Below are 14485 nucleotides of genomic sequence, written 5' to 3' on the forward strand. Positions count from 1 at the left end.
GATCAGGGGTTACCTGCTCCGAGACTTGACAGCTGGGCCCGGTAAAGACTGTCGAGACCTTCCGGAAGGGTCGTCCGGACGAGTGCATCGAGATCTGTCCAGACCTTGGAACGCACGCGCAAATCGGAGGCCTGTCCTGCCCCGTTGCCTTGTCCGAGAATGACCAACGGTGCTCTTCCTCGAAGCCGACGGTTCTCTCCAAGAATTGCGCCTATCGACTGCGCGGCCATCGCCCCTACGATCTTGATGGTCGTCGATCCAGCGTCAAGGGTAAAGCACCGATCCATGCCTGCGACGACGACTCGGGCGCAATCGTCCTCGAAGATGTAGTCGCGAAGCGTATCCAGAGAGACGAATATCGACACCGGCCGTCTCGTAAGGTAACTCGCAACGATGACCGACAAGAGTCCCTGGCCCTTTTCGAGATCCTGACCCGGGCCATACAGGTTCGTGATCCGCGCGATGAAAGATCGCCATCCGCCGGAGCGGGTCGCCCACTCCAACGACGTCTCCATAGCGATCTTGGTTGCACCATATGCGGATGCGGGCGAAACGGGCGTGGTTTCGGTGAACGGCGGCCTTTCGGAGCCGGCGTAGGCGCCTCCCACCGAGGAAGCCAGAAAAAATCCGAGCCGGGAGCGGTCTGACTGCGGGAGTTCCAGCAGCAGATCGAGAAAGCGTCGGAAGACGTCTAACTCGGCGTCCAGTTGTTCCCGAGGAGAGGACGTGACCCCTTTGCCGGCGCACCAGTAGATCTCAAGCCGCTCCGCGGTCGCGTCCACGAACTGAGACAGGCCAGAGTGGAGGTCGCGCAACGAGTTCTCAGCCGATGACCAATCGACGACGTGGTGCTCGACCGAATCGCCGCCTTGTCTCGTCACCGCTGAGCCCAGCAGGCCTCGGCCGATGACCCATCTAGCGGTCGACATCTGATGCGGCGCGGCCAAGAGGACCCGCATCAGGGTCCCGAACGATCAGATAAGCGGGCTTGCCCAGGGCAGCGTTCACGGCAACGCCAAGATACTCGGCCACGACGCCGAGCGATACGAGGATGACGCCGAAACCGAGAGCAGTGAGCACCATCTGCGAGGTCCAACCTTCAGGTATGTCGCCGACAGCGAATCGAACCACGACGAGATAGAGGGCGAAGAGGATGCCGCCGATGAAGAAGAGAACCCCAACGCCGGTCACCATCCGTAGCCCTCGGGTCCCGGAGGTAAGGATCATGCGCCAGAAGTGAGCGAATAGCCTGCGATAGGAGTAGCCCGACTTCCTGTCGCCCTCTTCCCGCAGAGTGACGGGAGCAGTCGACACGTGCGACGCGACCCACCCCAGGGCCACGTCGAGATACACGCCGTTGCCCGCGTAGGCAGCGACGCTCCGCGCGATCTCGCCGAGTATCAAGCGGAAGCTGTTGAAGTGGGATGCCTTGCCGCCGCCGAAGACCGACTCGAGCATTCGCTTTGAAACTTTCGACGCGGAATTGCGAACGAAACCATGAGGTGGGCGGTTGACAGGTTCTGCGTACACAAGGTCAGACGCGTGCGCCAAGGCCTCATCGAGGAGATCCGCGATGAAGCGAGGATCGTGCTGACCGTCCTCGTCCATTGTCACCACCCAGTCGCCGCCGGAACTCGCGATGCCGGCGAGAGTGGCCGCATGCTGCCCGAAGTTGCGACTGAGCCACACCGGCTTGATCCAGGCGTACGACGCGGCAAGTTCCCTGATCACAGCGTCTGATCTGTCGGGGCCACGATCATAGGCGAGGACTACTTCGTCAATACGCGCGAGGTATCCGGCGGGCGTTGTAAAGCCCTCGACGAGCGGCGCGACCTCCGCGATTACACCCCGCAGGGTTTTCTCTCCTTGGTACACGGGGATGACGACGCTGATCCGATGGACGTAGTCGATTGATGCGGAGGCGTTCATTCGTGTCTCTCCATGGCGCGCGTAGCAGCGCACGCGCTATCTATCGTGAACTCGGCGTCGGTCGCAGCGAGGCATGCGCCGCTGACTGCTGGAGGGGTGTCAACTCGCATGACTCTCATTCTGTCAGCGCCGACCACCCACACCGCAGCCACAGGGCCGCCGCGATAGACGCGCTTCTGACGCGGAGCGCTGCAACCGCTGTAGGAGCTCGGGGATGTCGGACCGGGTGATGACCATCATCCCATCCGCTTCTTCAAGAGCCAGTAGGACGCTCGCCGCGCGTGGGCCATCATCGTGGCGTTTGCGTTTCCTCTTAGGAGATCCGCGCGCGAGATGATATCCGGGCGATCTCTCCGTAGCCATTCGTGGAAGCCGCGAGCCTGTCTCGCCTGATCGTTGGTAAGGGCCACGCTCCACTGCGTTGTTGACATCCGAAACGTTGCGCCGATCTGCGGGTCCGGCGCGAAGTCACCTTCCAGGAGGACGCGGCTATAGGTTGCTTGATCAATGAGATAGGGGAATTCGGAGAACCACCCCCCGACGTCTGCAAGCAGGGCGCGCCTCATCATCACCGATGCCGGCTCGCCGAACAGATTCGACCCCGCGATCACTGCCTTCCGCACCGCTATCGAACCGGGCAGGGAACGCTCGATTCCGCGAAGCCCCCACCCGCGCTTCAGCACGCCTCCGCGGACGTCGATAATGTCTCGTTTACACGCGGTTAGGACGGCTCCTGAGGAACGAAGGATCTCGACCTGGCGAGCCAGCACCCCAGGCCGGAGAAGATCGTCGCCGCAAACCAGCTTGATGTACTCGCCGGTCGCCGCGGCGGTGACACGATTCCAGTTCCTCGCGGCGCCACCCCCTCCGGGAGTCTCGAGGATCGTGACACGGGGGTCGTGTCGGTAATCTTCCGCGATGTCTCGCGTGTCATCGCCGGAGGAGTGGTCAGCCACGATGAGCTCGAAGTCGACGCCTTGCTGATCGAGGATTGATTCGATGGTCTCGGCGATCGTCCTGCCGTTGTTGAAGGCTGGGATCACGACGCTGAGCGTGGGAGCAGTCACGGTCGGGGGTCCTTTCGAGGCAAGGAGATCAGTCGGCTCCGGCGCCGTGTGGGCGGACGCAGCGGGGCTCGGAGTTTGTGGCTGAGCGACCGCCGTTACCATAACGCACAGGGTCTGGCCGGTTGCTGGAAGATGAGCCCAAGTCGGGCTCGGTGTAGTCTGGGCGCAATGCGAGACCTGATGGCAGCGGTCACGAAACGCCCTGAAGTGCGTTATCTGGTTTTCGGTGGACTCAACACCGCCTTCTCCTACCTGCTTTTCTCGCTCTGCCTGCTCGCACTCCATGCGTGGTCAGTCCCTGGGGACTACGCGATTGCGATCACCTTCAGTTGGTTGGTTTCGAACCTTACGTCGTTTCTGCTGCAACGTCGCTTCGTGTTCCGAGGAACAGGGAGGCCGGTCAGAGAGTTCATCAAGTTCACGTCGGTCACCTTCGGATCCTTCCTCGCAAACCTCGGTTTGAGTTGGTTCTCGGCGGAAGTATTGGGCTTCGACAGTGCGACCGAGAAGCTCGTCAGCCAGCTGGTCGTCACCGTTGTGCTGGTCGTCATCACCTATGTGCTCCATCGATCATTCTCGTTCCGGAAGACTGGCGCCGAGCCGGCGGGGATGGTCGCAGTCGAGGAGGACCCGCACGGGACGGATGACGGTGAGTCGGCGCGTTCCGACACGCGAATGGTCGACGGGTAGACTGTCTAGCCGTCCGCTGACCTCCCCTCCGGCGGAGCCCCGACCGCCGAAACGAAAGCAATCTCCATGGATCTCTTGATTGTCGGTTCGGGCTTTTTCGGGCTCACGATCGCGGAGCGAGCAGCGTCTGCGGGACGCAAAGTGACAGTGATTGATCGGCGAGATCACATCGGGGGTAACGCCTACAGCGAGGATGACGCCGAGACCGGGATCGAGGTTCACCGCTACGGGGCTCATCTGTTCCACACCTCGAACCCAGCAGTGTGGGATTACGTCAACCGGTTCACCACCTTCACCAGTTACGTTCACCGCGTCTACACCAATCACAACGGTGTTGTCTATCCGCTGCCGATCAATCTGGGGACGATCAATCAGTTCTTCGGAGCCGCCTACTCTCCGGCCGAGGCGCGGGAGTTGGTCCAAAACCTCTCCGGCGAATTCGACCCGAGAGACGCGACGAACCTGGAAGAAAAAGCGATCGCCCTTATCGGGCGGCCGCTCTACGAAGCATTCATCCGCGATTACACCGCGAAGCAGTGGCAGACTGACCCCAAACACCTCCCCGCCGAGGTCATCAGTCGGTTACCTGTCCGATACACCTACGACAACCGGTACTTCAATGACAAGTGGGAGGGACTTCCCCGCGACGGTTACACCGCCTGGATGGAACGGATGGCGGATCACGTCAACATCGAGGTCCGGCTGGCGACTGATTTCTTCGACCCAGATCAGCCGCTGAACAAATCGGATACCGTCGGCCAAGTACCGATCGTCTTCACTGGGCCGATCGACAGGTACTTCGATTACGCCGAGGGAGCGCTGTCGTGGCGGACACTTGACTTCGAAAAAGAGGTCCTGCCGGTCGCGGATTATCAAGGAACGTCCGTGATGAATTATGCGGACGCTGACGTTCCCTATACCCGGATCCACGAATTTAAGCATTTCCACCCGGAGCGAGCAGAGCGATACCCCGCTGACCGCACTGTGATCATGCGGGAATTCTCGCGGTTCGCGGGATCCGATGATGAGCCGTACTACCCGGTCAATACGGCGAGCGACCGAGCGGGTCTCTTGGCGTATCGTCAACTGGCCCGCGGAGAAAGCGGCGTTCACTTCGGCGGTCGGCTCGGCACCTACCAGTACCTGGATATGCACATGGCGATCGGTTCAGCCCTTGCAATGTGGAACAACGACTTGGCTCCCTCCCCGCAGCTGTGACTGCTGCAACGGCATCGCACACAGTCGGCGACGCTTCGCTCGGAAATCGACGCGTTGAGCGGAGTTCAGCGCCGGCGGCATCAACTCATCGGCCGGTGTATCGCGCGGACATCGACGGTCTGCGGGCCCTCGCGATCTTGCTGGTCGTCGTTTACCACGTCTGGTTCTCACGGGTCTCGGGTGGCGTCGATGTTTTCCTGATGATCTCGGCCTTTCTTCTCACCGTTTCCTTTCTCAACAGGGTGAACACCGGGAATGCGCTGGGTATCCGCAGTTACTGGCTGCGAAAGTCAACACGTCTTTTACCCGCCGCTGCGGTCACGTTGATCGGCGTATTGGCCATCGCCTACCTGCTTTACCCGCCTACGCTTTGGATGACCATATGGCGTCAGACGTGGGCATCGCTTTTCTACGCGCAAAACTGGGAATTGGCATTCCAAAAGGTTGATTATTACGCCCGCGCCGACAGCATCCCGAGTCCATTACAGCATTTCTGGTCGCTTTCGGTTCAAGGCCAGGTGTTCGTGTTGTGGCCGCTCATCTTCCTCGTCGTCGGGTTGGTGATCCGCCGCACTTCATGGCGCGCCGATGTCATGCTCTGGGTGATATTCAGCGTCATATTCGTGGGGTCGCTCGCGTTCTCGATCTCCGAGACGGCCTCGAATCAGGAGTTCGCCTACTTCGACACACGAACACGTCTGTGGGAGTTCGCGGTTGGTTCCCTTGTCGCGCTCGCCCTGCCCTACTTCCGCGCCCCGGCCGTCTTGCGTGCTGTCGCCGGGTGGGTGGGCGTTGCGGGCATCGTAGCCTGCGGCATCGTCATCGACGTTCAGGGTGGCTTCCCCGGGTATCTCGCGCTGTGGCCGGTGGGGTGCACTGCCGCTGTAATCCTTGCCGGGGGAACGCCAGCCCCAGGCGGCCCTACCCCGTTCCTGTCTTCGAGACCACTTAGGTGGTTGGGGCGTGATGCCTATTCCCTGTATCTCGTGCATTGGCCCATACTCATCACCTGGATGGTCGTCAGCGACGTAACCAGCGTCGATCCGCTCGCGGGTCTCGTGATCATTGCCTTGTCGTTCGCGCTTGCCCACATAATCGCCCGGGGCGTGGAAGGGCCGCTCCGCCGGCTCACCAGCTCGGACGGGCGAGCGGCGGTGAAGCGCCTGATCTCCGTCGTGTGCGTCGTCGCGGTTGCCCTGCCGACAGCGACATGGCAGACGATCGAGCGGCTGCGTGCCGGTGCGATCTCTGAAGGATACGTCGGTGCGGCCGCGCTCCGACTAGGGCACGAACCCTACGCAACGGCCGAGATTCCGCTGGTGCCGGACCCGACGGCTCTTGGGGAGGAGTGGGTCACTCTCGATTCCTCGTGCGCAGGACCGTATCGACCCAGTTCTCCACTGGTCGGTGCCACCTGCTACCAGCTCACAGCTTCCGACGCTCCCACGGCGAAGGTGGTCGTCGTAGGAGACTCCCATGCTCAGCAATGGATGGGCGCCCTTGTTCCCCTCGCGGAAGCGCGCCACTGGGATGTCGTAGCGGTTCTCAGAGGCGGATGTTCGTTTGCCGTCGATGAGCCCCCTGTTCCGGGCGCCCAAGATTGCGAGCAGTGGCGGGATGCCGCCGGCCGCTACATCGACCGACTCAATCCGGATCTCGTCTTCGGAATGGCGACGAAGACCGCGCCCGGAGGCGAGGAACGTGTTCTGCGCGGGCTGCGCGAAACCGTCGACAGGCTTGGAGGCAGCGGCACAGAAGTGGTGCTTTTTCGTGACAATCCTCGGTTCGCTACGGACCCGTTCACCTGCGTCATCGAGAATGGTCCTCAATCCCTCGATTGCCGGGTGGACAGAACCGACGCATTAGCGAGAACGAACCCGGCCGCCGGAGCAGCCGGGGATGCCCACCTTGTGGACCTCTCAGACTTTCTGTGTCCCGGCGACACCTGTCTGCCCGTCATCGGCAACATCGCGGTGTACATAGACGATAATCACCTCTCGGGTTCCTATGCTCGAACGCTTGCTCCGATGCTTGAGGAAGAGCTTGTTTCAGCAGGCGTCATAGACGGGGACTGACTCGGGACGAAACGCCTGGGCATCGGGCTCGCCTTTGTCTTTCACCTTGGCGCGGTATGTCGTGGGCTCAATCCGATGAATCGAATGGTTTGGCCGTACCATCGACCCGTGATCGGCCCTGACGGAGAGTTTCGCGGAGCATCGACCTCGCGTCGCGGCCTTTTCGTCGGGGGAGCAGTCGCACTGTTCTCCGGCATCGTGCTTACTCCTACGCCGCGTGCGGCGGCGGCGCCACCGTTCCGGATCGCCACCGAGCAACAGCATCGCAACCTCTCGGTGTCGTGGGGTTATCCATTCTCTTCCAGGGCCTCTCGAAACCTAGGAGTCGACGGATACCCGGGTGACACGTATAGCGGGCATAGTGGGGTCGACTACTTCACCACGCCTCGCGTTGGAACTCCCATCCACGCCGTCGCTGAAGGCACAGTCGTCGAAGTCTCAAATCCGCTCGATACGGAAAGGGACCTTGGTCAGTATGTGCGTCTACGGCATCAGTCGGGCATGTATTCGTCGTACGGACACATGACGCCGGGGTCGACCCGGGTTGCGGTCGGCCAGAACATCCCCCGGGGGTTCCCGCTCGGCTCGACGGGTTGGTCAGGTCGTGTGGTTCCCAAGACCCCGGAGACGGCGCACCTTCACCTCACCATCTATTCCGAGCCCGGGTCCAATCCTGTCATCTGGAACCCGCTATGGCTTGTGGAGAATGCGCCGTTTCCGGAAAAGATTCCTAGCGGAGAGGACGATGATATGCCGTTTCTAGTGCAGAGCGATCGCGGTCACATTTACACAGTAGGTCCCCGATACATGCGGCATGAAACGGCGATGGCGGATGTAACGTTCCTCCAGACCGTGTATTCGCGCTACGTGATCTGTCGCACTCCCGCACAGTTCCGCGCCGTGACCAACAGTCTCTCCATCCCCGCAGACGTGCCCGACTCCCTCCTCCTGAATGGTGGGGGAGGCACGTATGCACCGTAGGTGCGGCTCGGGCCTCGCGTCGGCTTTTTGCGTGTCCGAATGATCCCGTCAATCCATTGATCTTCCGAGGCGAGGGCTTAATGACGAAGCGGATGTTGGCGCAAGCGCGCGTGGCGGGAATATTTGTGGCGGCCTTATCGCTTGTCGTATTCTTCCCAGCCGGACCCGCAAGCGCCGAGGACTCCGTGGCTTACGAGAGGACTTCCTATGACGGGCGGATCTGGTCGGTGACTTCATCGGGAGCCTACCCATTGTCCTACGAGGAATGGTCGGGGCTGGGGTATCCGGCCTATTCGCAGGCGAACACAGAATATGTCAAGGCAGCTCCCTTTCTTACTGTTTATGCCGTCACCTGGTTTGAGTTGGCTCAGTCAGAGTTGATGGAGGCCATCAACTATTCGCAGTTTGTCGCGGCCGGAAGTCCGGGGCCGACGATCGTCCCGTGGATCGACGGAATCGAGGTGCACAGGTGGTCGACGGGACCGGAGCTGTTCGCCACCGATGCCGCGGGGCTCACGGTGAAGCTCAGCTACGCGCAGTGGAGCGCCGCTTCGTATCCTTCGTTCGTTTCGCGTGAAAATCGCGGCTTCGTTTCAATGACGTGGGACAGTTCGGGAGCCATCGCGTACATGTGCGATGTCGCAGCCGGTCGCGGTGGTCGGCTGACGTATGAGCAATGGGTGGCGTTGGGCTCTCCCACCCCGTCAAGGTTGACCCGTACCCCCGCGGACTTCCTGTACCAAGTTGCTGGCTCCGCATCACCGACCATCTACTACTCCGGCCCGATTGTCAGGCGCTACGCTCCGGGCCAGATCACGAGTGAGGCCCCCGCCCGAGCGCTCACCTACCCGGAATGGAGAGCGATGGGATCTCCGCCGCCGCTGGTGACGAACATCACCTATCCCGAGAATTGGTACTGTTCGAACTCCGATCCACCGCCCTTTTCGTGAGGCGCGACGGGCTCAGCGCGGAAAGTCTCATCGCCTAGGATCGATCCGTGACCACAGCGACCGTCGGTGCCCCCGGGTCCCCGCGCCGCTACCTCCACTCGCTGTGGCTGCTCTCAGCGCGCGACCTCAGGGTCCGCTACGCCACCAGCGCCCTGGGCTACCTCTGGTCGGTCCTCGACCCGCTGGTGATGAGCCTCATCTACTGGTTCGTCTTCACGCAGGTCTTCCAGCGCACCGTCGGGCATGAGCCGTACATCGTCTTCCTCATCACCGCACTGCTGCCGTGGGTGTGGTTCAACGCGGCGGTGTCGGACTTCACCCGTGCGTTCAACAAAGACGCGCGGCTGGTCCGGTCGACGGCCATCCCGCGCTCGATCTGGGTCAACCGCATCGTGCTCAGCAAGGGCGTCGAGTTCCTCTGCTCACTTCCGGTGCTCGTCGGATTCGTGGTCGTCGCAGCGTTCACCAGCGCCACGCCGGTCGAGATGAACTGGGGCCTTCTCCTTTTCCCTGTGGGAATCCTGCTGCAGACGATGCTCCTCGTCGGACTGGGGCTCATCGTCGCGCCCCTGTGCGTGCTCTACTCCGACCTCGAGCGCACGACGAAGCTCATCCTCCGCGTGCTCTTCTACGCCTCGCCGATCATCTACTCGGTTTCAGACCTGCCGGGGATCTTCCCCCAGCTCGCCGCGTTCAACCCGCTGTCCGGCATCTTCACGCTCTACCGGGTCGGCTTCTTCCCCGAGGTGTGGGACACCCTCTCGGTCGTCGTCGGGGTGACGATGAGCGTCGGCTTCCTGGCGCTGGGGCTTTTCGTGTTCCGCAGCCTCGAGCGGCCCGTGTTGAAGGAGCTGTGATGACGCACGCGATCGAGGTGGACGATCTCGGGGTCCGGTTCCGTCGGAACCGCCGTGGGCGACGCAGCTTCAAGGACTTGTTCGCAGATTCGAACCGGCGTTCGCGGCCCGGCGAATTCTGGGCCCTGCGGGACGTCAGCTTCACCGTCGCGCCCGGGGAGTCGATCGGTGTGGTGGGCCGAAACGGGCAGGGGAAGTCCACATTGCTCAAACTCGTCGCAGGAGTCCTTCTTCCCGATGAGGGTTCCGTCCGGGTCAACGGGGGAGTCGCCCCGCTGATCGAGATCACGGGCGGTTTCGTCGGTGACCTGACGGTTCGCGAAAACGTGCGCCTGACCTCTGGACTGCACGGGATGCCGCGGGCCGAGGTCTCGCGCCGCTTCGACGGCATCATCGACTTCGCCGAGCTCGACGACTTCGTCGACACCCCCTACAAGCACCTGAGCAACGGGATGAAGGTGCGCTTGGCCTTCAGCGTGGTCTCGCAGCTGGAAGAGCCGATCCTGCTCGTCGACGAGGTGCTCGCCGTCGGCGACAAGGCGTTCCGCGAGAAGTGCTACACGCGGATCGACGAGCTCCTGGCCGACGGCAGGACTCTCTTCTTCGTCTCGCACAGCGAACGCGATCTTCGGCGTTTCTGTGAGCGGGGGCTCTATCTCGACAAAGGGCGGCTGTCGATGGATGCGTCGATCCACGAGGTGCTCGACCGGTACAACGCCGACTACAACGGCGGCTGAAGCGTTTCGACTCGCTACGCTCGCTCAACGACCGGCGTGCTGCGCTCGCTCAGCGACCGGGGGCGGCGGGTGCAGACAGCGGCGGCATCGGCGACCACGAGCGGTCGTTCGCGATCTTGCGGCCGTCGCGGAGCCCGCGGAAGAGGTGCGAGGTGCCGCGCACCGTCCGCTCCACGAAGAGCAGCCGGATCAGCTCCTTGCCGAAGGTGAGCGCCGTGCCGAGCCCGAAGAGCGCCGGGTTGTACACGCCGAGGGAGCGGTAGTAGCGCTTGATGTGGGCCCGGTTGCGCATGATGTAGTACCGGTAGGCGTTGCTCGAGGCGTTCATGTGGCGGATGCCCATGTCCCACTGCTTGATCTCGCGCGTCCGCCGCAGGACGAACTCGTCGACGATCACCGAGGTGGTCTTCCGCGATGCCAGCCACCCGTAGACCTGGTCGTCCCAGTAGATGAAGAAGCGGGGGTCGGGAAGGCCGATCTCGGTGACGATGTCGCGGTGGATGAACATCCCCTCGAAGCATCCCGAGTTCATCTCCTTGAATCCGGAAGCGTCGAAGCTCGCGGGAGCGAAGGGGATCGGGATGCCGAGCGGCTCGGCGATCCGGTACTGCCAATAGAACTCGCTGCCGTCGTAGTCGTAGCGGCGGCCCTGGATGCTCTTGAATCGCGGAGCCCATTTGCCCATCTTCGCCAGGCCGTCGGGGATGACCTCGACGTCGTCGTCCATCAGCCAGATCCAGGTCGAGCCGAGGTCGTAGGCGACCCGCATCCCCTCGCTGAAGCCGCCGGATCCGCCGGTGTTGGTGTCCATCCGGCGGTACACGAGCTGGGTGCCGAGGCGCTCGCGGAAGGATTCGACGACGTCGCCGGTGTCATCGGTCGAAGCGTTGTCGACGATCACGACGTGGCCGGGCTTCGGGTCCATCCGCTCGATGCTCTCGAGGAGCCGGGAGAGGAGCCCCGAACGGTTGAAGGTCACGATGGCGATGGTCGCCGTCGCCGGGGAGAACTGTTCAGTCACGGTCTGTTCCGGGCGTGCGTCGGCGAGTGTCATGGCGCGAGGATTCTAACAGCGGCGCATCCGAACACCGGGTGAACGCTCCGCTACCGCGGCACGTCGAAGACCGGTAGCGCCGGGCCGACATCGTCGGGGGTGCCCAGGCGCTCGCGCCAGGAGCGGGAATGCCCGGCGCGCACGGCGCAGAGGACGAGCATGAGCCATCCGATGCCGAAGAGGGTGAAGCTCTCGAACAGCGAGTCGATCAGCAACGCCACGAGGATCAGGGGTGTCCACGCGTAGATCACCGACCGGCGCTCGCTGGCGTCGAGCCACGCGCGCACGAGGGCGGTGGTGCAGAACGCGAGGAACAGCAGAAGTCCCACCCACCCGACCTGCAGCAGCACGTCGAGGTAGGCGTTGAGCCCCGTGGCGTGGTTCGTGCGCGTCAGGGCATTGAGCGCGTTGAAGGGCCACTCGTCGACATCCCAGGGTCCGTACCATCCCTGCCCCTGCACGGGACGGAAGCGCATCAGGTCGACCATGCGGTTCCACAGTTCGACCCGGATGGAGAAATCCGTGCCGGCGCCGAGAAACGTGACGATCGGCTGCCGGGCGACGTACCCGACGCCGATGCCGATGACGACGAGGGCGCCGAGCGCCCCCTGCACCGCACCGCGGCGGGCCGGGGCGGTGTGGCGCACGAGTGCCAGTGCGGCGGTGGCAAGCCCCACCCCGACGGCCAGGACGAGCACGGTGGGGGAGTCGCTGAGCGCGGCCAGGGACCCCGCGAGGATGACGGAGTAGAGCGCCGTTCCGGGCCTGACCGACTGGGTGCGGTACTCGATGAGGAAGGTGATGAGGGCGAGCACAGCGACGAACCCCAGCACGTTGCGGGTGCCGAAGATGCCCTGGATGGGCCCGAGCTGGGCGATGTTGCCCTGGATGCCGAGGAAGCGGAACGGGGTGTCCAGAAGGATGCCGCTGAGGATCTCCACACCGAGTGACACCGTCAGCAGCACACGGAGGACGTCGCCGAGAGCCCGGGCGGTCTGCAGGGTGTCGCGCACATGGCCGAGCGTGACGGCGAGGAACGCGACGGCGACGAAGGACAGCCACCCCCAGAACGATCCCGCCGGGTCGGAGCTCCAGAAGATGCTGACGAAGGCCCAGCCCGCGAGGAGTATGAGGGTGGTCGGAACGAGCCTGAGGAGGGAGATCTCCCCGCGGCGGACGAAGAGCATCGCGCCGCCGAGGAGGCAGAGGACGGTGAGGACCGTGACGTACGTCACGCGCCCGGTCATCCGCTCGATCAGGAAACCGGAGAACACCGCGCCGAGGACGCAGAGGGAATAGGCCCGGGCGAACGCGGCCGAGTCGAGGAGATGCGACACCCACCCGCGGTGGGGCGCGCCCGCCTCCGCTGCCGTCACGGTGCCGGTTTCGCGTCGATGTCCGGTGCGGCGGTGCCGGGTGCGGGCGTGCTGGCCGCGGAGTCGCTCACCGCATCGGTGGGCACCGCACCGACAGGCGCCGAGACCGGCCCGCGGGGGCGGGGGTTGTCGGAGCGGACGGTGTCGAGCATCAGCTCGCCGCGTTCGATGGCGAGCGAGCGCTCTGTCGGGCCCACCCCGACGTGCGGGGCCTGCTTGATCTTGCCGCCGAGCATCACCAGGAACATCCAGCCCCACATGAGCAGCGGCGTGGACTCGGCGACCCCCTGCACGAGGAGGATCGCCCCGACGAGGGTGGGGAGGAGCGTGAGCGGGGAGTAGGGCCGGTCTGCGCGCAGGTCCCACCGGGGGCGGTCGACGGCGAAGAACCACGCCCGCCAGATGAAGGCCAGCAGAGCCGCGGCGAAGATGACGACGCCGATGATGCCGAGCTGGAGATACACGTCGAGCCACATGTTGTGCGCCTGCATCACGGTCTCGCCGTGATCGACGATCCACCGGTCGAACAGCGGCTCCGACGGCAGCCAGGGGGTGGCGAAACCCCACCCGACGAGGGGGCGCTCGTTCGCCCGCTCGAGCACCGCCTGCCAGATGCCCTGGCGGCCGGTGAGGTCGCTTTCGCGTCCGACGGCGCGGAACAGCACATCGCGGAAGACCCACAGTGACACGGCGCCGCCGATCGCGATGACGGCGTAGGCGATGTACCAGCGCGTGCGTTCGCCGGGGCGGCGGGTGCGGCGCATGAGCAGCACCGTGACGAGCACGATGAGGGCCAGCGCGCCGGCGAGGAACGCCGTGGCCGACGCGGCCCGCACGTACAGGAACGCGGCCAGGGCGATCCAGCCGATGAGCAGCACCCGGCGAGGGGCGCGAGCGGCGAAGCGGATCGCGAAGACGATGATGCCGAGGAGGGCCACGGGGCCGAGGAGGTTGGCGTTGCCCATGAGGCCCTGGAGGCGTCCGCCGTCGAAGAGGTTGTCGCGCGACCAGTAGACGATGGGGTCGTAGTCGACATTCGGGTCAGGGAGGACGAAGCCGGGAAGAAGAGGCCCCTGCACGAAGAGCGACACCGCGAGTTCGAACAGCAGCGACAGCCCGAGCACCCACTTCAGCGCCGAGGCCACGGCGCGGACGATCTCGCGCCAGGTCAGCATCGCCCCCACGAACAGGCCCTGCAGGGTGGTGAGCGCAAGCAGGAGCCAGGTGAGGACGGTCGTGCCGATCCACGCCGACCACGCCACCGACAGTGCCGCCCAGGCGACGTACGCCACGGCGAACCAGGGCAGCCGCCGCCACTGGAACGGCGGGCGGATGGCGACCCAGGCCGTCAGCGACAGCACGCCGGCTGAGATCATGAGCACTCCGGCGCCGGCGTCGCCGAGCACGTGGACCCAGGCGACACCGGCCAGCATCGAGGCGAGGACGAAGATGCACCATGCGCGCAGGAGCAGGTGCCCTGTCTTCTCGCGCACGGGCGGGCCGGGGCGTGCCGCGACCGGATGCTTCGTGTGGACGGCCATGGTGCATTCA

General features: G+C 63.9%; 13 protein-coding genes. 7 read left to right on the forward strand and 6 right to left on the reverse strand.

Features of this window, described 5'->3' with window-relative positions; all coding sequences use genetic code 11:
- Positions 1-2 precede the first annotated feature (2 nt).
- From V6S02_RS03010 to V6S02_RS03020, 3 genes are all read right to left on the reverse strand, one after another.
- Positions 3-959 carry an NAD-dependent epimerase/dehydratase family protein gene (locus V6S02_RS03010; protein ID WP_336399827.1) on the reverse strand — a complete coding sequence of 319 codons (957 nt, stop codon included), beginning with the start codon at positions 957-959 and terminating at the stop codon, positions 3-5.
- Positions 916-1929: a glycosyltransferase gene (locus tag V6S02_RS03015; RefSeq protein WP_336399828.1), complete on the reverse strand. Its 1014-nt coding sequence runs from the start codon at positions 1927-1929 to the stop codon at positions 916-918. Before V6S02_RS03015 ends, V6S02_RS03010 begins: the two co-directional genes overlap by 44 nt.
- Before the next feature lie 236 nt (positions 1930-2165).
- The gene (locus V6S02_RS03020) at positions 2166-2996 is read right to left on the reverse strand and encodes a glycosyltransferase family 2 protein (RefSeq protein WP_336399829.1); all 831 of its coding nucleotides are present in this window, start codon (positions 2994-2996) and stop codon (positions 2166-2168) included.
- A gap of 168 nt (positions 2997-3164) precedes the next feature.
- Here V6S02_RS03020 and V6S02_RS03025 point away from each other — a divergent pair, with 168 nt between their 5' ends.
- The 7 genes from V6S02_RS03025 (at position 3165) to V6S02_RS03055 (ending at position 10504) form a co-directional block, all read left to right on the forward strand.
- Complete coding sequence (locus V6S02_RS03025) at positions 3165-3686, forward strand: GtrA family protein (RefSeq protein ID WP_336399830.1); 522 nt, start codon at positions 3165-3167, stop codon at positions 3684-3686.
- Between the two features lie 66 nt (positions 3687-3752).
- A complete protein-coding gene (gene glf, locus V6S02_RS03030; RefSeq protein WP_336399831.1) occupies positions 3753-4904 on the forward strand; it encodes a UDP-galactopyranose mutase in 1152 nt (383 codons plus the stop codon).
- Between the two features lie 95 nt (positions 4905-4999).
- A complete protein-coding gene (locus V6S02_RS03035; protein WP_336399832.1) occupies positions 5000-6979 on the forward strand; it encodes an acyltransferase family protein in 1980 nt (659 codons plus the stop codon).
- Positions 6980-7087: 108 nt separating this feature from the next.
- A complete protein-coding gene (locus V6S02_RS03040) occupies positions 7088-7960 on the forward strand; it encodes a M23 family metallopeptidase (protein ID WP_336399833.1) in 873 nt (290 codons plus the stop codon).
- Between the two features lie 80 nt (positions 7961-8040).
- The gene (locus V6S02_RS03045) at positions 8041-8910 is read left to right on the forward strand and encodes a hypothetical protein (protein WP_336399834.1); all 870 of its coding nucleotides are present in this window, start codon (positions 8041-8043) and stop codon (positions 8908-8910) included.
- A 47-nt stretch (positions 8911-8957) separates the two neighbouring features.
- Complete coding sequence (locus V6S02_RS03050) at positions 8958-9767, forward strand: ABC transporter permease (protein ID WP_336399835.1); 810 nt, start codon at positions 8958-8960, stop codon at positions 9765-9767.
- On the forward strand, positions 9767-10504 hold the full coding sequence (locus tag V6S02_RS03055) for an ABC transporter ATP-binding protein (protein ID WP_336399836.1): 738 nt from the start codon (positions 9767-9769) through the stop codon (positions 10502-10504). The genes V6S02_RS03050 and V6S02_RS03055 overlap by 1 nt, the downstream gene beginning before the upstream one ends.
- Before the next feature lie 49 nt (positions 10505-10553).
- On the opposite strand, the gene V6S02_RS03060 is transcribed toward V6S02_RS03055, so the two are convergent.
- From V6S02_RS03060 to V6S02_RS03070, 3 genes are read right to left on the reverse strand one after another with little or no spacing between them, the layout of a single operon-like run.
- On the reverse strand, positions 10554-11558 hold the full coding sequence (locus V6S02_RS03060; protein ID WP_336399837.1) for a glycosyltransferase: 1005 nt from the start codon (positions 11556-11558) through the stop codon (positions 10554-10556).
- A 50-nt stretch (positions 11559-11608) separates the two neighbouring features.
- Positions 11609-12934, reverse strand: a complete 1326-nt coding sequence (locus V6S02_RS03065) for an O-antigen ligase family protein (protein WP_336399838.1) — start codon at positions 12932-12934, stop codon at positions 11609-11611.
- Positions 12931-14475 (reverse strand): O-antigen ligase family protein, encoded by a 1545-nt coding sequence (locus V6S02_RS03070; RefSeq protein WP_124292736.1) that lies wholly within the window; start codon positions 14473-14475, stop codon positions 12931-12933. Before V6S02_RS03070 ends, V6S02_RS03065 begins: the two co-directional genes overlap by 4 nt.
- Positions 14476-14485: the final 10 nt, after the last annotated feature.

The organism is Microbacterium sp. CCNWLW134 (assembly GCF_037083565.1).
In the GTDB taxonomy this organism is placed as follows: Bacteria; Actinomycetota; Actinomycetes; order Actinomycetales; family Microbacteriaceae; genus Microbacterium.